This window comes from Natronorubrum amylolyticum (assembly GCF_052040145.1).
In the GTDB taxonomy this organism is placed as follows: Archaea; Halobacteriota; Halobacteria; order Halobacteriales; family Natrialbaceae; genus Natronorubrum.
The window spans coordinates 797544-819147 of the sequence record NZ_JBPPFW010000001.1 but is presented as its reverse complement, the minus strand read 5'-3'; the positions used below and the strand labels follow the sequence as shown (position 1 = coordinate 819147).

Below are 21604 nucleotides of genomic sequence, written 5' to 3'. Positions count from 1 at the left end.
GAATCGAGCGGACGGCCGACTTACGAGAGGTGCGCTGTGACGTCTGTCGACGACACCATCCCGACGTAGTCGTCGTCGACGACGGGGAGATGTTTGATACCGTACGTGGTCATCATCGCGGCGACTTCCTCCATGTAGAGGTCCGGCGCGACCGTTTCAACGTCGGTCGTCATCACGTCTGCGACCGTCAGGTCCGTGATGTCCTGACCGTCGGCGACGGCGTCGAGCACGTCCGTACTGCTGATGATCGCCCGTGGCGTCGTCGGGACGACCAACGCGTTGATATTCTTCGCTCGCATCTGCTGGACGGCCTCCACGACCGTCGCGTCCTTCGAAACGGTCTCTAATGGGGTTGACATGACGTCTTCGACGGTTTGTCTCTCTTCGGGACTCATACCACAACCAACGGACGCGGCAGTTATGATATTTCCCCAACGGAGCGGTCAGTTTCACCGTTTGTCACGTTCTGGGGCTGGGACGGAACAGATCGACCCCGGGTCGCCCGTCCATCCACCACAGAACCACGGCGGCGGCGAGGATTACAGCCTCGAGCCACAGCGTCGTAATCTCGACCCCGGCGACGGTGCCGAGGGGCTTGACGCCCGTGTATGCGGGCATCTCCGTCACCGGCCAGAGCAGAAAGCCGAGCTCGTCGAAGTCACCGGAGAGAACGTGCCACGGCACGTCCGTCGCGACGTGCGAGAGGTAGCCGATCGCGAAGGCCACGCCAAGGGTTCGTCGGTTCCGCCGGCTCGCGACGATCCAGACGAGGAGAATCAGCGGAACCGCGAACAGTAGCGAGTGACCGATCGTTCGGCCGACTGGCACGATGTCGGCCGCGTGGAGCGGCTTGTCGATGAAGTCCGCGAGTCCGGCCCCGAAGACCGCGACGAGCGCGGGTAGATCGGCTGGCTCGCGTCCGTGTTGCCATCGCGTGTAGGCTGCATAACAGCAGTAGCCGACGGCGAGATGGACGACCGGTTGCATCCGTCAGAATATAGCCGACGCGGGTTACTAAATCCCCGGACTGAGCGCGCGCTCGACCGCTTTCGGGGGGTTGCATGGTTGGGTGGTCGGCTTATTCCCCGTCGCCTCTTCTCTTATATTGATGACAAAAATACCGCCGACCGACCACGGTGTACCGACGACCGACGACGCCGGCGTCGACGGTCGAATCACCACCCGCGACGGCGGTGACTCCGATCGCGAGATCGAGTACGACACCGTCACGACCCCCGTCCTCGTCGTCGGCGCGGGTGCCGCCGGCGCGCGAGTCGCGATCGAACTCGCCGAATCGGGGCTCGAGCCGCTCGTCATCGGGAAGCGAGACCACGGCGACGCTCACACCACGTGGGCTGCGGGCGGGATCAACGCCGCACTCGGCTCGCTCGACGAAGACGACTGGACGATCCACGCCGCGGACACGCTGAACGAGGGCCACCACCTGAACGACCCCGAAGCCGTCGAACTGACCGCGAAGCACATGCCGGACCGCATCCACGAACTCGCAGAGTGGGGGATGCCGTTCGATCGAACCGAGGACGGCGCGATCAACCAGCGCTACTTCGGCGCCCAGTCCTCGCGCCGAACCTGCTTCGTCGGCGACCGGACGGGAGAGGCCATGCTCGAGACGCTGATCGACCGAGCGCAGGCGCTCGAGATTCCCTACCGCGACAACGTGATGATCACCAGGCTACTCTCGGACGGCACCCGTGTCGACGGCGCCGTGGGGTTCGACATGGAGACCGGCGAGGGGCTGCTGTTCCGAACGAACCACGTCGTGCTCGCCGCGGGCGGGTTCTCGGCGCTGTACCACCGCCACTCCTCGCGAGCCGACGAGAACAACGGCGACGGACAGGCGCTGGCCCTCGAGGCGGGCGCGCGACTGGTCGACCTCGAGTTCGTTCAGTTCCATCCCACGGGAATGGTCGGCGAGCGATACGGCGAAGAGTGGGACGGCAGACTCGTGACCGAGGCGGTTCGCGGCGAAGGCGGACGGCTGTACAACGCAGACGTCTCCGCGAGCGGTGCGAGCGGAGGCTCGGAAGAGCGTCGCTCTTCCGTTGGCGAACGGTTCATGGAACGCTACTCGCCGACCCAGATGGAACTCGACGCGAGGGACGTCGTCGCGCGAGCGATCGCACAGGAAGTTCGGGAAGGTCGCGGCACGGACCACGGCGGCGTCTACCTCGATATCTCCCATCGCGACCCCGACTACATTCGCGACCGACTGCCGACGATGGTCGAGCGGTTCGAGGGCCTTGGCGTCGATATCACCAGCGAGCCGATGGAAGTCGCCCCGACCGCCCACTACACGATGGGCGGCGTCGACATCGACTTCCGAACCGGCGAGACGGGCGTCGAGGGACTGTACGCCGTCGGTGAGACCGTCGCGGGCGTCCACGGCGCGAACCGTCTCGGCGGCAACTCCCTGGCGGAGACCGTCGCCATTGGGAAACTCGTCGGCGAGCACGTCACGAACGCGGTTTCCAGCAGGGATCGCGTGCCTACCGTGACTAGCGCCCAACAGGCCCTCGCCGAACGGGAGTTTCGGGCGCTCGACGACCTCGCCGCGGCCGAGGGCAGCGTTCGTCCGGTCGAACTCCTCGAGGAACTCGGCGACGTGCTGTGGGAGACCGCCGGCATTCTTCGCGACGAGGAGTCGCTTCGCGAGGGGCTGGCTGCCGTCGCCGAACTCCGAGCGCGGACCGCCGATCTCCGCGTCGACGGGGACCGGACGTCCTGCTCGTTCGAGTACGCCGTCGACCTCTCGTTCAGCCTCACCGTCGCGGAGACGATGCTCCGGACCGCACTCGAGCGAACCGAATCTCGGGGGGCCCACTACCGAACCGACTTCCCCGAGACCGAACCGGACTGGCGAGTGACGCTCGTCCTCTCGACTGACGAGGGCGGCCTTAGAATCCGGCGACGCGGCGTCGCCGACCCGTCGGATGCGGTCCGAGCGGCCCTCGACGAGGATCACGAACTCGACTATCACCACCTCGAATAACGGGGCGACCGTCGATCGGGTTCTCCCCATCGGTGATCGTCACCGAGACGCCTTTGGCGCTCGACCACCTCCCTTTCGATCAACGCAGATGTTAGCAGACGCCGAGCCGGTTCTCCGGCAGGACCCCGTGATGGCGGAGCTCGTCGAGCGACACGATCCGTACGTCGAACCGAGCTGGAGCGAGTTCGAACGGCTCTGTATCTCGATCATCAACCAGCAGCTGTCGACGGCGAGCGCGACCGCCGTTCGAGAGCGATTCTTCGAGCTGTTAGACGGCGACGTAACGCCCGAAACCGTCCTCGCAGCGGAGGACGACGCCCTGCGGTCGGCCGGACTCTCGCGACAGAAAATCGAGTACGTGCGAAACGCGGCCCGCGCGTTTCAGGAGGGCGACTACACCAGAGAGGGGCTGGCTGACCACTCGAACGACGACGTGATGGACCTGCTCACCGAGATCAAGGGGATCGGCGACTGGACGGCCCGCATGTACCTCCTGTTCGTTCTCGAGCGACCGGACGTCCTCCCCCTCGGCGATCTCGCCGTTCGCCGCGGCATCGAACAGCTGTACGGGAACGGCGACGAGGAGCTGACGCGGGCGGAGATGCGCGAGATCGCCGAGGCGTGGCGGCCGTACCGAAGCGTCGCGACGCGGTACATCTGGGCCGAGTACGAATCGGCGTAGCGGGCTCCGGGGCGGGTCGCGAAGCCCCAGCGATCGACGTACAAACGCGAGTTTCCGCGGGGAAACGGAGTGAAACGGTCGCCGGTCACGACGGTTTCGGTCGAGTCGGCTGCGGTAATCTGCTACTGGCACCGATCCCTGACCGAGGTTCGGACATCTCGGGTGGACAACGGACGATTACGTCCCCGACGATACAGTCTGAACGGGGCGTCTCGAGAAACGAGATACTGACCGACGAGACGGCCATACCGACTCAAGTACGATCCGGGTGGGTTCGGAAACGAGATGGCAAACGAACCACCCGTAGACGACGGCCCCGAACAGCGACGAATGACCACCGATCCCGAACGGATCCGCGAGTGGGCGGAGGCCCGCGACGCCGTCCCCGTCACGGTTCGTGACAGCGACGATCACGGCCACTCGTTCGCCCGGCAGGGCCACCTCGAGGAGGGTCACGAGGAGTACACCTGGGACGAGTTCACGGAGACGTTCGACGACGAGAATCTGGTGTTCGTCTACCACGAGGACGAACCCAGCGGCGAGGGACTCGGCCATTTCGAACTCGTCGAGCGCGAGGTGGCGTTCGAGCGCGCCGATCTCGGCCGGAGCGAACTCGAGGACCAGCTTCGAGAGGGGGAGACGGTGACGACCGAAATCGTCGAGACGCAGGTCGTCGAGACCGAAGTCGTCGAACGCGACACGATCGAGAGCGAGGTCGTCGACACCGAACTCGTCGAACGCACGGTCGTCGACTCCGAACTCCTCTCCCGCGAGATCGTCGACACTGAGTTCGTCAACGCCGACCTCATCGAGGTGACGACCGACGAGTCCCGCATCGAGACGATCGAAGAGGTCGAACGCTACACGATCGAGAGTCGGGTAGTCGACGTCGACGTCGAACAGCACGATCACCTCGAACGAGACGAGGTCAAGACGAACATCGAACTCGAGAGCGTCCAGCGATCGATCCTCGACAGCGACGTCGTGCGTACGGACGTCGCCGCCGACGAGGTCGTCGACCGAGAGGTCATCCAGAGCAAGCGCGGCGAGGGCGACACCGTCCGGAGCGAACTGCTCGAGCGCCGCACCATCGAGGAACAGATCGACGAGCGAAGCCGGATGCGCTTTGCGCTCGAGGAGACCGAGTTACTCGAGTCGGAGGTTATCGGTAGCGACCTCATCGAGGGCGAGATCATCGACGTCGATGAGTACAGTGAGATGGAGACGACGGCCGAGAGCGGCGCTGCCGGCGCGAGCGGTGACGCGGCGATGGGCGACGGCACCGAAGCCGACGCCGGGACCGACACGCCGACCGTCGACACTGGTCCGGTCGAACTTTCGGAAGACGATCGAGGAAAAGACGTCGTCGACGAGCGGGGCGAACAGATCGGCATCGTCGCGGAGATCGAGGGCCAGACCGCCTACATCGACCCCGAGCCGGGGCTGACGGATCGGCTCAAAGCACGACTGAACTGGGGCGGCCACGGCGACGACGACTACCCCGTCGAGAGCTCCGAGATCAACGAGATCACCGACGACGAGGTTATCATCCAGCACCGAGGCGACGACGAGCACGTCGAGTGACGACGCTGGGCGATCACGACTGCATGACACGACGTCCGCAAAGAAGAGGTGACAGAGAGACCGGTGTCGACGACTCGAGTCGTTACTCGAGGTCGAAGCGGTCGAGTTTCATGACCTTGCTCCACGTGTCTGCGAAGTCGCGGACGAACTTCTCCTCCGCGTCTGAGGACGCGTAGACGTCCGCGATGGCTCGAAGTCGGGAGTTCGACCCGAAGATGAGGTCCGCGCGGGTCGCCGTCCATTCGACCTCACCCGTCTCGCGGTCGCGAATATCGAAGACCTGGCCTTGATCCTCTTCGGTGTCCGAGGCCGCTTCCCAACCCATGACGTCGTGGGAGCCGTCGGAGGCTTCCCACTCGTAGCCCATGTCGAGCAGGTTCACGAAGAAGTCGTTGGTCAGCGTCCCCGGCCGGTCGGTGAGGACGCCGAGGTCGGTGTCCTGGTAGGTCGCGCCGAGCGCTCGCATACCGCCGACCAGCACCGTCATCTCGGGTGCCGTCAGATCGAGCAGGTCGGCCTTGTCGACCAACAGCTCCTCCTGAGATCGGTCGGCCTCGTCCGAGAGGTAGTTACGGAACCCGTCGGCCTCGGGCTTGAGCGCCCCGAAGGAGTCGACGTCGGTCTGTTCCTGAGAGGCGTCGGTACGGCCCGGTTCGAACGGCACCTCGACGTCGTAGCCCGCATCGGCCGCGGCCTGCTCGACGGCCGCGTTGCCGCCCAGCACGATCAGGTCGGCCAGCGAGACTCGCACGTCGTCGGATCGCGAGCCGTTGAACTCCTCCTGAATCGATTCGTAGGTCGACAGCACCGTCTCCAGCGTCTCGGGCTCGTTGACTTCCCAGCTCCGCTGGGGCTCGAGGCGGATGCGAGCGCCGTTGGCACCGCCGCGCTTGTCGCTGTCGCGGTACGTCGACGCCGCCGCCCAGGCCGTCTTGACGAGCTGGGTGGTCGAGAGCTCCGAGTCGAGAAGTTCGGCCTTGAGTTCGTCGATTTCCTCGTCGCCGATCAGGTCGTAGTCGGCGTCGGGGATGGGGTCTTGCCACAGCATCTCCTCCTCGGGAACCTCCGGACCGAGGAACCGCTCTTTCGGCCCCATGTCGCGGTGGATCAGCTTGTACCACGCTTTCGCGAAGGCCATCCCGAACTCCATTGGGTTCTCCTGGAAGCGCTCGATGATTTCCCGATACTCGGGATCTCGCTTCAGGGCGATGTCCGTCGTCAGCATCATCACGTCCTCTTTCTCCGACGGATCTTCGGCGCCCGGTGCGGCCTCGTCGAGTTCGCCGTTCTGCGTGGTCCACTGCCAGGCACCGCCAGGCCCCTTCTCGGGCCACCACTTGTAGTTCAGCAGGTTATCGAGGTAGCTGGTGTCCCACTGGGTCGGCGTGGTGTTCCACGGTCCTTCGATCCCGCTGGTGATCGTGTCGGCTCCCTTCCCGGAGCCGTGCTTGCTCTCCCAGCCGAGACCCTGCTGGTCGATCGGTGCTGCCTCAGGCTCCGGGCCGACGTGCTCCTCGGGGTCGTCGGCGCCGTGGACCTTCCCGAAGGTGTGGCCGCCGGCGATGAGCGCGGCCGTCTCCTCGTCGTTCATCGCCATCTGACCGAACGAGTGTCGGATCCGTTCCGCCGACCACTCCGGATCCGGCTCCCCGTTTGGCCCCTCCGGATTCACGTAGATGAGGCCCATCACGGTGGCGGCGAGCCCTCCTTCGAGGGTATCTTCCTCGTCGAATCGTTCGGACGCTTCCCACTCGTCTTCGGGCCCCCAGTCGACGGCCTCGTCGGGCTGGTACTCGTCCTCGCGCCCGCCGGCGAAGCCGAACGTCTCGAACCCCATCGACTCGAGGGCGACGTTTCCGGACAGGACCATCAGGTCGGCCCAGGAGAGCTTGCGGCCGTACTTCTGTTTGACCGGCCAGAGCAGCCGGCGAGCCTTGTCCAGGTTCGCGTTGTCGGGCCAGCTGTTGAGGGGCGCAAACCGCTGTCGACCGCCGGCCGCGCCGCCGCGCCCGTCGCTGGTGCGGTACGTGCCGGCGCTGTGCCACGCCATTCGGATGAAAAGCGGCCCGTAGTGGCCGTAGTCCGCCGGCCACCACTCTTGGGAGGTCGTCATCACGTCTTCGATGTCCGCTTTCACCTCGTCGAGGTCGAGTTTCTCGAACTCCTCGGCGTAGTCGAACTCCTCGCCCAGCGGGGACGCTTGCTGTGCGTTCTGGTCGAGGATTTTCAGGTTCAACTGATTCGGCCACCAGTCTTGGTTGGACCTAGTCATCACTGAATGATTGCTACTTTCTCCTATTAAGATTTCCTAAACTGACGGGTGACTTTTCGACAAAGGAAATAATATTTTTATTTCACAAATCCTCGAGCTCGTCCCGGTCTTCGACGCGCAATCCGAGCCGCGGGTAGGTACCTTGGCGTCGGAAATCGTGTTCTCCACATCGCCCCGGTCGATCGGTGCTCGTCGCGAGAGGGGAGTTACTCCTCTTCTTCGGGTGTGTCGGGAACGTCCTTGTCCGCTCGTCGACCGACGTCGACCTGGTAGTTGCCGAGGATATCTCTGCCGAGGATGACGGGGTAGTCCATGTGACTGCGGTCTTCGACGCTCGCGGTGACGGTGTGCTGGTTGCCGCCGACGCCGACGACGACGTCGACGACGGGCCGGCTCTTGGCCGTCTTGCTGCTGCCCGAGCGGATTCGCGTGATGGATTTGATCGGACCGGCCCCGATGTCGGCCGCGAGACTCGTGTCGATGCTCGTCCGCGTCGCGCCGGTGTCGGACTTCGCGAGAACGGATTTCGAGCCGCTGGTTCCCGACAGGACGATCTCTTCGGTGTAGCCGATGATGGCGGACTCCGTATCCGGCGCCGTCGCCTCGACGGGCTGGGCCGTCGGTCGGGAGTCGTCGAGGACGTTCGCGAGATCGCGGACGCGGTCCTCGTCGACCTCTCCGCCGGCCTGTTCGATCGCGAGTTTGGCGATGTACGGCGCCGGACTCACGTGCGTCGCCTCGTAGAGTCCTTTGAATCCGGCCGTCGGGTTGACCTCGAGAACGAACCAGCCCTCGTCGCCTTCGACGAGGTCGACGCCGGCGTAGTCGAGGCCGATCGCGGTGGACGCTCGACGGGCCATATCCCGCGCTTCCTCTGGGAGGTCGTCGGTCGCATCCTCGACGTCGCCACCGAGGGCGACGTTCGTTCGCCAGTCGTTGTCCGGCGCGTAGCGGTACATCGCGCTGATGATCTCTCCGTCGACGACGTAGACGCGAGCGTCGAAGTGGCGGTCGTCGTCTCGGTCGATGAGTTCCTGCAGGAAGGCGTATCGGTTGCCGACTTTGGCGTTGACCGGATCGTCACCGCTGACCTTCCACGTCCCGCCGCCGTGGGTTCCGATCGCCGTCTTGTAGACGGCCTCCTCGCCGTACTGCTTCCGCGCTGCGTTCAACTTCTCGCTGCTCAGGGCGAGGGTGACGTCGGGCGTTCGGACGTCGTTGGCCGCGAGCGTCGTCGCCGTCGCGAGCTTGTGGATCGCCGTCAGCACCGTCGACGGTTCGTTCAGCGTCGGAACCAGCTGTGCGAAGGTGTTCGCCAGCCCGAGCTCTTCGGCGGGCTGTTCGGTGTTCGACAGGAGCATTCGATTCGCGATGACGTCGACGTCGGGTTCTAAGACGACGCTGCCGTCGGTCACGCTGATCGACGTATTTTCGGAACGGAGCCACTCGGTCTCGTGACCGAGTCCTTCGACGGCGTTCAAAATCGCCTTCGTCTCCTTGCTCGTGTGTAGACTTAATACTCCAACGGTGACAGGATCGTCGACAGCCATACTACTGTAGATGATGAGGTCCGGGAAAAGTATACTGTCATCGAACGACGGCAGGTGGCTGATACAACCGGTTTCTGTTCGACTTTCCGAGATTTTATCACGAAATCGCTGCCCGAACCTCCCCCGGATCGACCAGTCCACTCGCGACGGCGAGGACGGCCCACGTGGCCGCGCCGAGTGCGATCGCGCCGAACAGGACCGCGATGCTCGAGACCATCGGCATCACGACCAACACGGCGAGGGCCATCACGCCCGTGATGGCACAGATCAACCCGATCGACCGACCGAGGCGCAACAGATTGAGATCGAGCTCCAGGTGGACGATGTAGAGATTCACCGCGACGTACACCGTGTGCGTGGCGACCGTGGCCGCCGCGGCGCCGACCACGCCCATCGTCGGGATGAGGACGATGTTCAGCCCGAAGTTGGCCGCGGCCGTCCCGCCCTTCGCGATCGCTCGGTGACGGGCGCGGCCGAGGTAGTCCAGGCTGTCGCTGGTCAGGTTCGTAATCGCCTGCAACACGACGAAGCCGGCGAGGATCTGGAGGACGGGCACCGCACCCGCGTAGTTATCCCCGATAATCATCGTGATGAACGGACCCGCGACGATCGCCAGCCCGGCGGCCGCGGGGATGTACAGCAACATCGTATTCGTCAGCGCCGTCTCGTAGATCTGACGGGCCTCCGCGAGCTGTCCGGACGCCTTCTGCTCGCCGAAGTTCGGCGAGATCGTAAAGCCGAGCGCCTCCGCGGGCGAGAGCACGAAGTCGGTGATCTGCTTGGCGATCGTGTAGAACGCGACCGCGGTGGGCGTCAGGAAGACGCCGACGAGGACGGTGTCGATCTGTTTGTCGACGACGTTCGCGCTGCGCGTCGCCGTCAGCGGCACGCTGTACTCGAGGAGCCGTCGCGACAGGCCGTCCTCGTACGACTCGGCGGAGTCGTACGGCGCGTAGTACGTATAGTAAAGCAGTGCTAACCCGACGGCGGCCGAAATCGCGTAGCCGACGATGTAGCCGAAGAAGGCGCCGAGCGCACCCAGTCCCATCAGGGCGAATCCGACGGCGAAGATGAGCCGCGCGAATCCGCTAAGTGCCTGCACGCCGGCGCTGTAGGTGAGATTGTTGAACCCCTGAAAGGCGACCTGCGTGAAGGTGCTAAAGGAGAAGACGGCGATGTAGATCACACCGGCCGCGAGAAACGGCGCGGCTTCGGGGTTGCCCAACACGGTCGCGATCTGCTCGTGAAACAGCAAGAGAAGGTAGACGACGAACGTGATCGCGATAATTTTGATCGTGATCGTCGACGTGATCAGGTAGGGAATCTGTCCCGGATCCTTCTCGCTGTACTCCGAGATGTACCGGGCGGCGGATTTCCCGATCCCGAGGTCCGCGACTAACTGTACCATCGCCAGAATGCCGATCACCCAGTACAGCGTTCCGTAGCCGTCGGTATCGAGGAGATACCGCGCCAGAACGAACATCAACAGCGCGCTCGAGAGCATGTAGACTGCTCGAGCGACGAGCGTTGCCTTGAACCCGTGAACGATGTGCTCCTGTCTACTCATTCGAAATCCGTTGAACGACGTGGTGGCTTCGGCGACCGGCGAGTCCGACGTAGTTGTTCGGTGGACTGATCCCGCAATTGTAATGCGGAGACAAACAGCGTACGGTCGCGATACCAGCGCTGAAACGTTCAGCTACAGTACCAACCGCCTGACACGCCGGCGATGTGCCGCCCGGCCCGGTTTCCCGCTCGAGGAGGGAAGCGGACGCGTGAACGATTCGGTAAGCCCGCCGTACTTCGATCGTGCGCGTATCGGATCAGACGCGATCGACCGGTTCGGAGACCGTTCTTACCCGAACAGTCGCGTCGCTGGCAGGTTAGAGGTACGACGCGTCCCAGCGCGTCGCTTTCCGTCGGTTGCCACAGACGTTACACTCGATTCGTCCCATCGTGTCCATCGTGTTGTCCAGCGAGTCGCAGTTGCCACAGAACCAGGCGTAGAGCTCCTCCTGCTCTTCGGTCTCGTAGGCGCCGTAGAACGGCGACTTCTCGCCGCGAGCGGCCTCGCCGTAGCTCACGTAGACGATTTCGCCGTCGACCTCGAGTTCGTCGACGGCTCCCCAGCCCTCGTCGCCGATCTTGCCTTCCGCGTAGACGTTCTCCGTGTACGTTTCGTCGCCGATCTCGACATCGCGTTGGCCGGCCCGTTCGAAGCCGTGGTCCTGGTAGAACTCGTTACCGCCCTCGTTGTCCTCGAGGACGAGTGCCTGGACGTGGTCGGCACCCTTCTCCAGTAGTTTCTCGCGGGTCCGAACGAGCAGACGGACACCCGTCCCACCGCCGCGGGCGTCGGGGTCGATGTGGAGCCACAGGATTCGTCCGGTCTCGTAGCGCTGGCCGATCAGGTCGTTTTGAGAGAAGCCGACGACCTCACCGTCGCGTTCAATCACGAGGACGAGCGAGTGGTCGTCCGCGAGTTCGTCGGCGAACGACTCGCCGTACCACTGGTCGATAGCGTCGTCGACGGTTTCCTCGTCGAGGAAATCGGTGTAGGTCGACTCGAGTGAGCGGTGGGCGATCGATCGGATGGCGTCGATGTCGTCGTCGGTCGCTTCACGAATCTCCATAGCCGACAGTACCATGCCCTCGTACAAAACGTATGCCCACAGAATCAGTTATCTCTGCCCGACCCTACGGCGGGGCAGGTAGTTTCGGTAGGATCGATACCGGTGGCGGGCTCCGATCGGCGGGGACCTGCCGGTGTCCGACGGGGCTCTCGGGTCTACAAGAGAACATTCACATTGCTTCCCGCGGAGACACTACTATGAGCGACGAGAGAGACGAACCGCCCGACGACGGTTCGTCCGACCCAGCCGAGGCGTTTACGTACAACGGTGGCCGGGTCGATCCCGGCGAGTCGGCCAACATCCGGTACGGAATTAGTGAGACGTACCTCGGCGATCCGGTACGGATCCCCGTAACGGTCATCAACGGCAAACATCCCGGCCCGACGGTCTGTCTCTCGGCGGCGGCCCACGGGGACGAACTCAACGGGATCGAGGTCGTCCGCGAGGTCGCACACGACTGGGACCACTCGATGCTCCACGGCACGCTGGTCTGTCTCCCGGTGATGAACGTGCCGGGCTTTCTCGCCCAGGAACGCTACCTGCCGATCTACGACCGGGACCTGAATCGGTCGTTCCCCGGCCGCGAGGGATCGACCAGCGCCCGACGGATGGCCCACCGCATTTTCACGAACTTCATCGAGCCCTGCGATCTCGGAATCGACTTTCATACGTCCACTCGCGGGCGAACCAACATGCTGCACGTGCGAGCTAACATCGAGAAGCCGAGCGTCGAGCGCCTCGCGAAGTCGTTCAGTTCGAACGTCATCATCGCCGGCGAAGGGCCCGCCGGAACGCTCCGACGGGAGGCGACGCAGGCCGACGTCCCGACGATCACCGTGGAGATGGGCGAAGCCCACCGGTTCCAGCGCCGCCTGATCGATCGCGCGCTGACCGGCGTGGCGAGCGTCCTCGCCGAGTTCGGGCTTCACCCGGATTCTTCCGTCCACTGGCCCGGGTGGCGGACCGTCATCGACGACGACAACGAGAAGACCTGGATTCGCGCCGACGCCGGCGGAATCGTCGATATGAAACGCGGTCGCGGGGAGTTCGTCCGCGAGGGCGAGGTGATCTGCGCGATCACGAACCCGTTCAAGGAGGAAGACGACATCGTCACCGTCGAAGCACCCTTCACCGGCCTCATCGTTGGCGTCCTCGAGAACCCGGTGGTCTACCCGGGGAACCCGCTGTGCCATCTCGTCGGGCTCTCGGCGGACACCCGAACGGCCTTAGAACGCGAGCGAACGACGGAGAGTTCGCAGTCGGATCTCCGGCCGGCCGGCCAGACTGAGTAGTCTGCTGGCATATTTTGTTTGACAGCTCGGCACTCGAGTCACGAACCCGTTCGGGACCGGTCGCCGAACCTGGTTTGTTTCTGCCCACTCGTGTTCGCGCGGAAGACAAGACAGGAGCGATAAAAGTAACTTCTATACCCCCGCGGTCTAACGGTGCACATGAGCGTATGAGTCAGTCTTACAATCGCGGTCTCATCGAGGACTTCGGCCGATGGAAGGAGTTCTCGGCCGGCATGTGGGCGTGGATCTTCCACAAGTTCACCGGGTGGATGCTAATCGGTTATCTGTTCACCCATATCGCCGTGCTGAGTACAGCTGTCGGCGCAGCGAGCGGCGACGCCTCGCTGGTTGCATCGGGCGATGACATCTACACGACGACGCTTCAGGGACTCGAGTCGCTGTTCATCGTCCGCGTGCTCGAGGTCGGTCTCCTCGCCGTAGCCGTGTTCCACATCCTGAACGGGCTCCGACTGCTGATGGTCGATCTCGGCGTCGGGCTGGACGCACAGGACAAGAGTTTCTACGCCTCGCTGGTGCTGACGGCGATCATCACCGTCGCGAGCGTTCCAACCTTCATGGACGGGGTGGCCCTCTAATGGCGGAACGATACTCCTCGTTCACGCCCGGCGGCACCGGCTGGCTGCTCCAGCGGATCACGGCGGCGTTTCTGGTCGTCGTTCTCGCCTTCCACTTCTTCCAGCTACACTTCGTGAATCACGCGGCCGACATCACGTTCGCGGGCACGCAGGCCCGCATGGAGAACGTCGGCTACTTCCTGACGATGGTGCTGTTTCTCATCGCCGGGACGTTCCACGGCGTCAACGGCGTCTACAACGCGTTGGTCAACCAGGGCCTGAAGGGAACGCAGAAGAAGGTCGTGCTCGCCGTGCTTGTCATCGCGAGCGTGGCACTCATCGTGCAGGGAATCTACGTTGCAATGGCTATGGCCGGGGTGGTGATCGTATGAGCACTCAACAACAGGAACCCGAACAGCCGGAGAGTCAGGAAGCACCGGAAGACCCCGAAATGCGAGGGGCCGAGTCGCCGGTCGACGAGAAGGAGAAAGAAGGCGGCGAGATCGATCAGACGACGGCCGATCGATCCGAACTCGAGGGGGAGACGGTCCTCATCAAGGTCTTCCGCTACGATCCCGAGGTCGCGGACAAACAGGAGCCGCGCTTCGACGAGTTCCACGTTCCCTTCGAGAAAGGGATGACCGTCCTCGACGCCGTAATGTACGCGCGAGACCACTACGACTCCTCGCTGACGTTCCGACACTCCTGTCGGCAGGCCGTCTGTGGCTCCGACGCCTTCTTCGTCAACGGTAAGCAGCGTCTCGGCTGCAAGACGCAGATGGCCGACCTCGAGCACCCGGTTCGGATCGAGCCGCTGCCCCACCAGGAGGTCGTCAAGGATCTGGTCGTCGACATGGACCACTTCTACGACCAGATGCACACCGTCGAGCCGTATCTCCAGCAGGACGACCTCCCGACGGGCGACTTAGAGGAACAGCGCCAGTCGCGCGAAAACCGCGAGAAGATCAAGATGTCCACGCGCTGTATCTGGTGTGGCGCATGTATGTCCTCGTGTAACATCGCCGCGGGCGACAACGAGTATCTCGGCCCGGCCGCGATCAACAAGGCCTACCGCTTCGCGATGGACGACCGCGAGGACGAGGAGGTCAAAGAGCACCGACTTCGCATCATCGAACAGGAACACGGCGTCTGGCGCTGCCAGACCCAGTTCTCCTGTACCGAGGTGTGTCCGAAAGACATTCCGCTCACCGAGCACATTCAGGAGCTCAAGCGGGAAGCGGTCAAGAAAAACCTGAAATTCTGGTAACATGTACGAACACGACGTTATCGTGGTCGGCGCCGGCGGCGCCGGTCTCCGTGCTGCGGTCGCAGCGGACGAGGCGGGTGCGGACGTCGCACTCGTTTCGAAACTCCACCCGGTTCGCAGTCACACGGGTGCAGCGGAGGGCGGAATCAACGCCGCGCTCCGCGAGGGCGACGACTGGGAACTCCACGCCTACGACACGATGAAGGGGTCGGACTACCTGGCCGACGCGCCGGCCGTCGAGACCCTCACGCAGGACTCCCCCGAGGACACCATCACCTTAGAGCACTGGGGAATGCCCTTCTCCCGCGAGGAGGACGGCCGCGTCTCCCAGCGTCCCTTCGGCGGCCTTTCGTTCCCGCGAACCACCTACGCGGGCGCGGAGACGGGTCACCACCTGCTGCACGTGATGTACGAGCAAGTCGTCAAACGCGGCATTCAGGTCTACGACGAGTGGTACGTCATGGATCTGGCGACGACCGACGAGGACGACCCCAACGAGCGCGAGTGCCACGGGGTCGTCGCCTACGACGTCCAGTCCGGGAAGGTTGAAGGGTTCAAAGCGAACGACGGCGTCATCCTCGCGACCGGCGGACCTGGGCAGGCCTTCGACCACACCACGAACGCCGTCTCCTGTACCGGCGACGGCCACGCGATGGCCTATCGCGCGGGCGCGCCGCTCGAGGACATGGAGTTCATCCAGTTCCACCCGACCTCCCTCCCCTCCACGGGCGTTCTCATCTCCGAAGGTGTCCGCGGTGAGGGTGGTATCCTCTACAACAACGATGGCGAGCGGTTCATGTTCGAGCACGGGTACGCGAACAACGACGGCGAACTCGCCTCCCGCGACGTCGTCGCCCGCGCCGAACTGACCGAGGTCCAGGAGGGTCGCGGCGTCAACGACGAGTACGTCCACCTCGACATGCGCCACCTCGGCGAGGAGCGCATTCTGGACCGCCTCGAGAACATCCTTCACCTCGCGGAGGACTTCGAGGGCGTCGACGGCCTCATCGAGCCGATGCCGGTCAAGCCCGGCCAGCACTACGCGATGGGCGGCATCGAGGTCGACGAGAACGGCCAGACCTGCATCGACGGGCTCTACGCGGCCGGCGAGTGCGCCTGCGTCTCCGTTCACGGCGGCAACCGACTCGGCGGGAACGCCCTGCCGGAACTGATCGTCTTCGGCAAGCGCGCCGGACGCCACGCCGCCGGCGACGACCTCGGCGAGCCCCAGATCCGGACCGGCTACGGCGACGACGTCGAGGACGAGACCGAGACCGAGCTGCCGGTCCAGCCCGGTAGCGCCGGTCTCGACAGCAGCGGTGGCGTCGCCGCGGACGGCGGAGTCGCGGCGGACGTCGACGGCGTTCTCGAGCGTCAGGTCGAAAGCGCCCGCGAGCACGTCGACTACCTGATGGAGAAGGATACCGGCGTCCAGCACGCCGAGATCCGACAGAAGCTCCAGAACGCGATGACGGACTACGTGAACGTCTTCCGAACCGAGGAGGGCGTCAAGAAGGCGCTGAAACTCATCCGCGAGTGCCGCGAGGAGTATCAGGACGTCTACGTCGACGACCCCTCGCGCACGTTCAACACTGACCTCCAGCAGACCATCGAGACGCGCAACCTGATCGACGTCGCCGAGACCATCGCGCTCGGCGCGCTCGTGCGAAACGAGTTCCGCGGCGCCCACTGGCGCCAGGAGAACCAGATCCGCGACGACGAGAACTGGCTCAAACACACGCTCATCTCCTGGGAGGAAGGCGAGCCGAAGATCTTCTACCGGCCGGTCATCCTCGAGGGCGAGGACAAGACCTACGAGCCGAAGGATCGCAGCTACTGACGGCTTATCTCGGATCTTTTTTCGACGGCTAGCTACCGACGACCACGCGCTCGACCGACACCAGCAGTGCTAAATGTCCAGTCCAGCTTTCCTCACGTAATGGGTATCGAGCGATTCGTCCGGCTGAATCTCGTTCTCGTTCCGGTGCTCGCAGTCACGTTCTACCTCTTCGCCGACTACCTACCGTTGATTCTCCTGCCGCTCGGCGTCGGCTACCTCACGTTCGCCGTCCTCATCTCGCTCGCGTGGGGCCTCTCGCAGCTGTCGATGTCGTTCAGATCGTCCTGAGATCCACAGAGATAAGGGCCACCGCCGGGTATCGAGTCTCGATATGTTGTTGTCGGGAACCGTCGTCGTCGACGCCGAGACCGTGATTCACGACGGGGCGGTCGTCGTTGCGGACGATCGCATCGTCGCCGTCGGCGACCGGTCGACCTGTCTCGAGCGGTATCCGGACCACGAGCGCGAGTCGTACGACCTCCTCGCGCCGGGGACCGTCGGCGCGCACGTCCACTCGGTCCAGAGTCTCGGCCGCGGCATCGCCGACGATACCGAACTCCTCGACTGGCTCTTCGAGTACGTCCTCCCGATGGAGGCGTCGCTGTCGCCGGACGCGATGAGAGCCGCGGCCGAACTCGGCTACCTCGAGATGATCGAGAGCGGGACGACGGGCTGCGTCGACCACCTCTCGGTCGCCCACGCCGAGGAGGCGTTCGAGGCTGCTCGAGAGTTGGGAATCCGCGGCCGACTCGGGAAGGTGATGATGGACAAGGAAGCGCCGCCGGGGCTGCTCGAGGACACCGACGAGGCCCTCGCCGAGAGCGAGCGACTGATACAGCAGTATCACGGCGTCGACGACGGCCGCATTCAGTACGCCGTGACGCCGCGGTTCGCCGTGAGCTGTACGGAGGCGTGCCTGCGAGGTAGTCGGGACCTCGCGGACGCCTACGACGGCGTACGCATTCACACGCACGCGAGCGAGAACCGTGGCGAGATCCGGACGGTCGAGGACGAGACCGGCCGGCGGAACATTCACTGGCTCCACGAGGTCGGGCTGACCGGCGAGGACGTCGTGCTCGCCCACTGCGTCTGGACGGACAAATCGGAGCGCGAACTGCTCGCGGAGACGGGAACGCACGTCACATACTGCCCATCCTCGAACATGAAACTCGCGAGCGGCGTGGCGCCGGTGCTCGACTATCTGGATCGGGGAATCAACGTCGGTCTGGGCAACGACGGCCCGCCGTGTAACAACACGCTCGATCCCTTTACCGAGATGCGTCAGGCCAGCCTACTCCAGAAGGTGGATCGACTCGAGCCCCAGGCGCTTCCCGCGCAGACGGTGTTCGAGATGGCGACGATCAACGGGGCGCGCGCGGCGGGGTTCGACCGGGTCGGAGCGCTTCGCGAGGGGTGGAAGGCCGATATCGTTGGCCTCGAGACTGACATCACCCGCGCCACGCCGATTCACGACGTGCTCTCGCATCTGGTGTTCGCCGCTCACGGCGACGACGTGCAGTTCACGATGGTCGACGGCGACGTCCTGATGCGAGATGGCGACGTGTGCGTCGCGGACGCTGCGGCGATCAGAGCGCGGGCCCGCGAGTTCGCTGCGGACCTCGACGCTGCGCCCTGATACCACACGCCACAACCTGTTCGACAACCGACGTGACTCTTCTCGTCAGAAGCCGACCGACTCGAAGACGTCGACGCTGACCCCCAGGTGCTGGACGAGTTTGTAGCCGAGATAGATTCCGACGATGCCCATGAGTCCCGGGAGCTCCGGCGGTGCCGGGATCGGAACGTCGAAAACGGCGAAAAACGCACCGGTGAGCAGGCCGGTCAGCAATCCCAAAACGACGAGTTGGAGATTCATGAGCGTTGAGGAGACGGTCGATACCAAAAAGCGCTCTGACTCGCCCCCGCCGCTTCGCTTCCGGTTTGACGTTTTCAGCCGCCCGGTATTCGACAGATGACGATACTCAATTTTAATATCGTCGAAAATAGACGCTGGCGTATGCACTCAGACGGACAACTCAAGTCGACGGTACCGGTTCCAGACGACCTCGAGTCACCACGGGCGAAACTGGTCTATCTGTACGTTGCGGCGACCGACGGCGCGACGACCGAGCGCCTCTGTGACGATCTCGACGTCAAGAAGGGCACCGTGCTCTCGATCACCGGCACGCTTCGGGAGCGAGGCTACCTCGAGCGGACGGATTCCGGATTCGAACTCGTCTGACTCGAGTTTCGAACGACGACCCCGTCCGTTATCCGGTTTCGACGGCCGTGAGCGGAAGCGCCGCGATTTGCGGCGCTTCCGCGATCCGGGGGAGGGCAGGTGATCCAACGATAGCTACCGCGAGTGAGCCCGTAGGGCGAACGAGCGGGCCGACGACTGATGTGAGAGAACGACTGCAAGGAGTGGACGAACGGAAGGAGGAGTGTCTTCGTGAGTTTATCGAACGAAGGCTCGGAAGTCGCAGCCTGCGAGCGATAGCGAGCAGGATCGTCTTCCGTTGCTTTTAATCGAATTTTTGCCGAGTGTCGGTGAGACGTGCGCCAGAACATGGCGCACGTCTCACCAGAACGCAGCGCAAAACTTCGTTTCTAGAGCTCGATCCGCTCGACCAACTGCTCGCGGTTCTCGTTCGTATTGACCGCGACGATTCGGATCTGATCCTCGAGGCCGGAGCCCTGGAGCTTCGCTTTGAGCAGGTTGTCGACCTGGTAGACGCCGGCGGCGTTGGTCATGGCGATCTCGACCATGACGGGGCTGCTGTCGCCTTCCTGCAGGGAGACGTGGCTGATGGCTTGACTCGAGAGCGTGTTGATCCCGCGACCGCCGTGTTCGTAGGGGATCCGCGAGCGGCCGCGTTCCATATCCAGGGCGTCGGCGACGCGGATGACGCCGGCCTCGGTCGTTAGCGGCGTCTCGGTTCGGTGGTGACAGAGGATTGCGTGGAGCACCTCGCCTTTCATCCGGACGGTTTCGCCCACGCCGTAGAACTCGGGGAGGACGCGATCGAGAACGTCCGCCGCGAGGGGGATCGAGTAGTAGGCGTGCTCGTCGCGGTGGACGACGTGGCCGATGTCGTGAAGCGTCGCCGCGAGCGCGATGATCACCGACTCGTCTTCCTCCTCGAGTCCCTGCTGGCGCGCGCCGTTGAAATCGACGTTGCCAGCTTTGAGGAGGTCGTAGAGACAGAGCGCGCGATTGCGGACGATCTCGATGTGCTTCGCGCCGTGGTCGTTGTACTGCATCCGGTCGACCGCGTTGACGTTTTGGGCCTCGAGATAGGTCTGGATCTCCTCGTCCTCGAGGACGAACTCGAGGACGCGGTTCAGTTTCTCGTCGGGGAAGTGATGGTCGGCATCAGGATGATAGACACGTCGACCGGCGTCGCCTGCAGAATCGCTCATACGCGAACGTCGGCTGCCGACTAAAAAAGCCCTGCGGCAAGGGCGTTCGATGATCGATACGGTGCCTTCGGATCTGATCGACCGATCCGCTCAGGCCGCGTCTTCGACGGCGGCCTCGACTTCGTCGTAGTCGGGTTCGACGCCGGGGTCGTCGCTGACCCACGCGTAGGTGATCTCGCCGTCGGCGTCGACGACGAACACCGAGCGCTTGGCGACGCCGTAGACGCCGAGGTCGGCGAAGTCCATCGCGACGCCGTAGTCGTCGATGATCTCCTTGTTGTAGTCGCTGATGAGCCCGAACTCGAGGTCGTTCTGGTCGCGGAACTCGTTGAGCGTGAACGGCGAGTCGCGGCTGACGCCGTAGACGCTGGCGTCGAGGTCGTTGAACGAGGCGAGTCGGTCCTGGAACGCACACATCTCGGTCGTACAGACGCTGGTGAACGCGCCGGGGAAGAAGGCGAGGACGATCGGGGCCTCGTTCTCGAGGCGCTCCGAGAGGGTGAAGGAGTCGACGTCGCCGTTTGCGAGCGGTGCAGTGAAGTCGGGCGCAGCATCTCCGGTTTCTGGCATCACCCGTAGATTGACGATAACTCGGAAAGTCAGTTTCGTTCGCGGAACGGATCACTGGTGGGCGCGGGCGCGACCTCGGTCCCGATCGTCCGCCCTCGAGTCGACCGAATCTGTCGTGTCACAGCCGATGTTGCGGTGTGTCGCTCCGTTCGGCGGCCGGCCGACGTGTTGGGACAGTTCGAAAATCGAATCTAAATTACCGCATTGAGATCGTACAATTAGCTCGAAAACGGCTCTCAAACGGACTTTCGCCGATACTTGTTTTTCTAAGTGGTCCAAAAAGGTTATAATTGCCAGCGGACTAGCCACGCATAGAGATGGTAGTCGAAATCGCACCGCTGTTTGCCCCTATTCCAGGGGGTCCGGAACTACTGATCATCCTTTTCATCGCCATTCTGCTCTTCGGGGCGAACAAGATCCCGAAGCTGGCCCGGTCGACCGGTGAGGCCATGGGCGAGTTCCAGAAGGGTCGTGAAAAGGTTGAAACCGAACTCGAGGAGATGCGCGAAGCAGGGTTCGAAGAGGGTGAAGAGGAGGAGTTCGCCGCCGCCAAGGCCGAAGGCGAACTCGACACCGATTCCGACGACGACTTCGTCGACACGGAACCGGTCACCGAGGAAGAGACCGAAACGGAATCGAACTAACGCTTTTCTGACGGGGCGTGTGGCCTAGCGGAGAGGGCAGGAGGTTCCTAACCTTCTGATCGCGGGTTCGAATCCCGTCACGCCCGTGCAGCGAGGCGACGAGCGGAGCGAGTCGCCGAGCGAACCGGCATGACGGGATTCGAATCAGGGAGGTCGCGCGCAGCGGAGCGAGCACGTCCGACCGTGGTTCGAATCCCACCACACCCACACTCGTAACCTGTTGCGAGCGACCGCTCGAGCCACTCACCCTCCAAACTGACTA

21 protein-coding genes and 1 tRNA gene are annotated in these 21604 nt (G+C 63.8%); 13 read left to right on the top strand and 9 right to left on the bottom strand.

Annotation, left to right across the window (positions count from 1 at the left end):
• Window positions 1-20 precede the first annotated feature (20 nt).
• Both ACSFDB_RS04120 and ACSFDB_RS04115 read right to left on the bottom strand, forming a co-directional pair.
• Window positions 21-395: a CBS domain-containing protein gene (locus tag ACSFDB_RS04120; protein ID WP_440769756.1), complete on the bottom strand. Its 375-nt coding sequence runs from the start codon at window positions 393-395 to the stop codon at window positions 21-23.
• Between the two features lie 64 nt (window positions 396-459).
• The gene (locus ACSFDB_RS04115; protein ID WP_440769755.1) at window positions 460-987 is read right to left on the bottom strand and encodes a metal-dependent hydrolase; all 528 of its coding nucleotides are present in this window, start codon (window positions 985-987) and stop codon (window positions 460-462) included.
• 121 nt (window positions 988-1108) lie between these two features.
• On the opposite strand from ACSFDB_RS04115, the gene ACSFDB_RS04110 reads away from it, so the two are divergent.
• The 3 genes from ACSFDB_RS04110 to ACSFDB_RS04100 all read left to right on the top strand — a co-directional run bounded on the left by ACSFDB_RS04110 (window position 1109) and on the right by ACSFDB_RS04100 (window position 5276).
• Complete coding sequence (locus ACSFDB_RS04110; RefSeq protein ID WP_440769754.1) at window positions 1109-3010, top strand: L-aspartate oxidase; 1902 nt, start codon at window positions 1109-1111, stop codon at window positions 3008-3010.
• 88 nt (window positions 3011-3098) lie between these two features.
• The gene (locus ACSFDB_RS04105; protein ID WP_440769753.1) at window positions 3099-3692 is read left to right on the top strand and encodes a DNA-3-methyladenine glycosylase family protein; all 594 of its coding nucleotides are present in this window, start codon (window positions 3099-3101) and stop codon (window positions 3690-3692) included.
• A gap of 285 nt (window positions 3693-3977) precedes the next feature.
• Window positions 3978-5276: a DUF8593 domain-containing protein gene (locus ACSFDB_RS04100; protein ID WP_440769752.1), complete on the top strand. Its 1299-nt coding sequence runs from the start codon at window positions 3978-3980 to the stop codon at window positions 5274-5276.
• Window positions 5277-5358: 82 nt separating this feature from the next.
• Here the strand turns inward: ACSFDB_RS04100 and katG are convergent, their stop codons facing one another.
• From katG to ACSFDB_RS04080, 4 genes are all read right to left on the bottom strand, one after another.
• A complete protein-coding gene (gene katG, locus ACSFDB_RS04095; protein WP_440769751.1) occupies window positions 5359-7548 on the bottom strand; it encodes a catalase/peroxidase HPI in 2190 nt (729 codons plus the stop codon).
• A gap of 206 nt (window positions 7549-7754) precedes the next feature.
• Window positions 7755-9098, bottom strand: a complete 1344-nt coding sequence (locus ACSFDB_RS04090; protein WP_440769750.1) for a RimK family alpha-L-glutamate ligase — start codon at window positions 9096-9098, stop codon at window positions 7755-7757.
• 97 nt (window positions 9099-9195) lie between these two features.
• The gene (locus ACSFDB_RS04085; RefSeq protein WP_440769749.1) at window positions 9196-10665 is read right to left on the bottom strand and encodes an oligosaccharide flippase family protein; all 1470 of its coding nucleotides are present in this window, start codon (window positions 10663-10665) and stop codon (window positions 9196-9198) included.
• A gap of 316 nt (window positions 10666-10981) precedes the next feature.
• Window positions 10982-11731 (bottom strand): GNAT family N-acetyltransferase, encoded by a 750-nt coding sequence (locus tag ACSFDB_RS04080; protein WP_440769748.1) that lies wholly within the window; start codon window positions 11729-11731, stop codon window positions 10982-10984.
• 197 nt (window positions 11732-11928) lie between these two features.
• Here ACSFDB_RS04080 and ACSFDB_RS04075 point away from each other — a divergent pair, with 197 nt between their 5' ends.
• The 7 genes from ACSFDB_RS04075 to ACSFDB_RS04045 all read left to right on the top strand — a co-directional run bounded on the left by ACSFDB_RS04075 (window position 11929) and on the right by ACSFDB_RS04045 (window position 18341).
• Complete coding sequence (locus ACSFDB_RS04075; protein ID WP_090304893.1) at window positions 11929-13023, top strand: succinylglutamate desuccinylase/aspartoacylase family protein; 1095 nt, start codon at window positions 11929-11931, stop codon at window positions 13021-13023.
• A 167-nt stretch (window positions 13024-13190) separates the two neighbouring features.
• On the top strand, window positions 13191-13619 hold the full coding sequence (gene sdhC / locus ACSFDB_RS04070) for a succinate dehydrogenase, cytochrome b556 subunit (RefSeq protein WP_440769747.1): 429 nt from the start codon (window positions 13191-13193) through the stop codon (window positions 13617-13619).
• Window positions 13619-13990, top strand: a complete 372-nt coding sequence (locus ACSFDB_RS04065; RefSeq protein WP_440769746.1) for a succinate dehydrogenase hydrophobic membrane anchor subunit — start codon at window positions 13619-13621, stop codon at window positions 13988-13990. Before sdhC ends, ACSFDB_RS04065 begins: the two co-directional genes overlap by 1 nt.
• The gene (locus ACSFDB_RS04060; RefSeq protein WP_440769745.1) at window positions 13987-14865 is read left to right on the top strand and encodes a succinate dehydrogenase/fumarate reductase iron-sulfur subunit; all 879 of its coding nucleotides are present in this window, start codon (window positions 13987-13989) and stop codon (window positions 14863-14865) included. Before ACSFDB_RS04065 ends, ACSFDB_RS04060 begins: the two co-directional genes overlap by 4 nt.
• Window position 14866: 1 nt before the next feature.
• On the top strand, window positions 14867-16705 hold the full coding sequence (locus ACSFDB_RS04055; RefSeq protein ID WP_440769744.1) for an FAD-binding protein: 1839 nt from the start codon (window positions 14867-14869) through the stop codon (window positions 16703-16705).
• Window positions 16706-16804: 99 nt separating this feature from the next.
• The gene (locus ACSFDB_RS04050) at window positions 16805-16993 is read left to right on the top strand and encodes a hypothetical protein (RefSeq protein WP_440769743.1); all 189 of its coding nucleotides are present in this window, start codon (window positions 16805-16807) and stop codon (window positions 16991-16993) included.
• 43 nt (window positions 16994-17036) lie between these two features.
• Window positions 17037-18341: a 5'-deoxyadenosine deaminase gene (locus ACSFDB_RS04045; protein WP_440769742.1), complete on the top strand. Its 1305-nt coding sequence runs from the start codon at window positions 17037-17039 to the stop codon at window positions 18339-18341.
• A 45-nt stretch (window positions 18342-18386) separates the two neighbouring features.
• Here the strand turns inward: ACSFDB_RS04045 and ACSFDB_RS04040 are convergent, their stop codons facing one another.
• Window positions 18387-18581 carry a XapX domain-containing protein gene (locus tag ACSFDB_RS04040; RefSeq protein ID WP_440769741.1) on the bottom strand — a complete coding sequence of 65 codons (195 nt, stop codon included), beginning with the start codon at window positions 18579-18581 and terminating at the stop codon, window positions 18387-18389.
• Window positions 18582-18722: 141 nt separating this feature from the next.
• Between ACSFDB_RS04040 and ACSFDB_RS04035 the strand changes: the two genes are divergently transcribed.
• Window positions 18723-18947: a MarR family transcriptional regulator gene (locus ACSFDB_RS04035; protein ID WP_440769740.1), complete on the top strand. Its 225-nt coding sequence runs from the start codon at window positions 18723-18725 to the stop codon at window positions 18945-18947.
• 368 nt (window positions 18948-19315) lie between these two features.
• Here the strand turns inward: ACSFDB_RS04035 and ACSFDB_RS04030 are convergent, their stop codons facing one another.
• Together ACSFDB_RS04030 and ACSFDB_RS04025 are read right to left on the bottom strand one after the other, a co-directional pair.
• Window positions 19316-20128, bottom strand: a complete 813-nt coding sequence (locus tag ACSFDB_RS04030; protein ID WP_440769739.1) for an HD domain-containing protein — start codon at window positions 20126-20128, stop codon at window positions 19316-19318.
• Window positions 20129-20218: 90 nt separating this feature from the next.
• Window positions 20219-20698, bottom strand: a complete 480-nt coding sequence (locus ACSFDB_RS04025; protein WP_440769738.1) for a redoxin domain-containing protein — start codon at window positions 20696-20698, stop codon at window positions 20219-20221.
• Between the two features lie 317 nt (window positions 20699-21015).
• Here ACSFDB_RS04025 and tatA point away from each other — a divergent pair, with 317 nt between their 5' ends.
• Together tatA and ACSFDB_RS04015 are read left to right on the top strand one after the other, a co-directional pair.
• Window positions 21016-21342: a twin-arginine translocase TatA/TatE family subunit gene (gene tatA, locus ACSFDB_RS04020; RefSeq protein ID WP_006089241.1), complete on the top strand. Its 327-nt coding sequence runs from the start codon at window positions 21016-21018 to the stop codon at window positions 21340-21342.
• A 13-nt stretch (window positions 21343-21355) separates the two neighbouring features.
• Window positions 21356-21428, top strand: a tRNA-Arg gene (locus ACSFDB_RS04015).
• Window positions 21429-21604: the final 176 nt, after the last annotated feature.

Bases quoted from the DNA above. Each gene is read 5' to 3' on its own strand.
- ACSFDB_RS04025 (WP_440769738.1), bottom strand. From the start codon at position 20,698: ATGCCAGAAACCGGAGATGCTGCGCCCGACTTCACTGCACCGCTCGCA.
- ACSFDB_RS04085 (WP_440769749.1), bottom strand. From the start codon at position 10,665: ATGAGTAGACAGGAGCACATCGTTCACGGGTTCAAGGCAACGCTCGTC.
- ACSFDB_RS04080 (WP_440769748.1), bottom strand. From the start codon at position 11,731: ATGGAGATTCGTGAAGCGACCGACGACGACATCGACGCCATCCGATCG.
- sdhC (WP_440769747.1), top strand. From the start codon at position 13,191: ATGAGTCAGTCTTACAATCGCGGTCTCATCGAGGACTTCGGCCGATGG.
- ACSFDB_RS04060 (WP_440769745.1), top strand. From the start codon at position 13,987: ATGAGCACTCAACAACAGGAACCCGAACAGCCGGAGAGTCAGGAAGCA.
- ACSFDB_RS04065 (WP_440769746.1), top strand. From the start codon at position 13,619: ATGGCGGAACGATACTCCTCGTTCACGCCCGGCGGCACCGGCTGGCTG.
- ACSFDB_RS04105 (WP_440769753.1), top strand. From the start codon at position 3,099: ATGTTAGCAGACGCCGAGCCGGTTCTCCGGCAGGACCCCGTGATGGCG.
- tatA (WP_006089241.1), top strand. From the start codon at position 21,016: ATGGTAGTCGAAATCGCACCGCTGTTTGCCCCTATTCCAGGGGGTCCG.
- ACSFDB_RS04055 (WP_440769744.1), top strand. From the start codon at position 14,867: ATGTACGAACACGACGTTATCGTGGTCGGCGCCGGCGGCGCCGGTCTC.
- katG (WP_440769751.1), bottom strand. From the start codon at position 7,548: ATGACTAGGTCCAACCAAGACTGGTGGCCGAATCAGTTGAACCTGAAA.
- ACSFDB_RS04115 (WP_440769755.1), bottom strand. From the start codon at position 987: ATGCAACCGGTCGTCCATCTCGCCGTCGGCTACTGCTGTTATGCAGCC.
- ACSFDB_RS04040 (WP_440769741.1), bottom strand. From the start codon at position 18,581: ATGAATCTCCAACTCGTCGTTTTGGGATTGCTGACCGGCCTGCTCACC.
- ACSFDB_RS04050 (WP_440769743.1), top strand. From the start codon at position 16,805: ATGGGTATCGAGCGATTCGTCCGGCTGAATCTCGTTCTCGTTCCGGTG.
- ACSFDB_RS04100 (WP_440769752.1), top strand. From the start codon at position 3,978: ATGGCAAACGAACCACCCGTAGACGACGGCCCCGAACAGCGACGAATG.
- ACSFDB_RS04030 (WP_440769739.1), bottom strand. From the start codon at position 20,128: ATGAGCGATTCTGCAGGCGACGCCGGTCGACGTGTCTATCATCCTGAT.
- ACSFDB_RS04075 (WP_090304893.1), top strand. From the start codon at position 11,929: ATGAGCGACGAGAGAGACGAACCGCCCGACGACGGTTCGTCCGACCCA.
- ACSFDB_RS04120 (WP_440769756.1), bottom strand. From the start codon at position 395: ATGAGTCCCGAAGAGAGACAAACCGTCGAAGACGTCATGTCAACCCCA.
- ACSFDB_RS04035 (WP_440769740.1), top strand. From the start codon at position 18,723: ATGCACTCAGACGGACAACTCAAGTCGACGGTACCGGTTCCAGACGAC.
- ACSFDB_RS04045 (WP_440769742.1), top strand. From the start codon at position 17,037: ATGTTGTTGTCGGGAACCGTCGTCGTCGACGCCGAGACCGTGATTCAC.
- ACSFDB_RS04090 (WP_440769750.1), bottom strand. From the start codon at position 9,098: ATGGCTGTCGACGATCCTGTCACCGTTGGAGTATTAAGTCTACACACG.
- ACSFDB_RS04110 (WP_440769754.1), top strand. From the start codon at position 1,109: ATGACAAAAATACCGCCGACCGACCACGGTGTACCGACGACCGACGAC.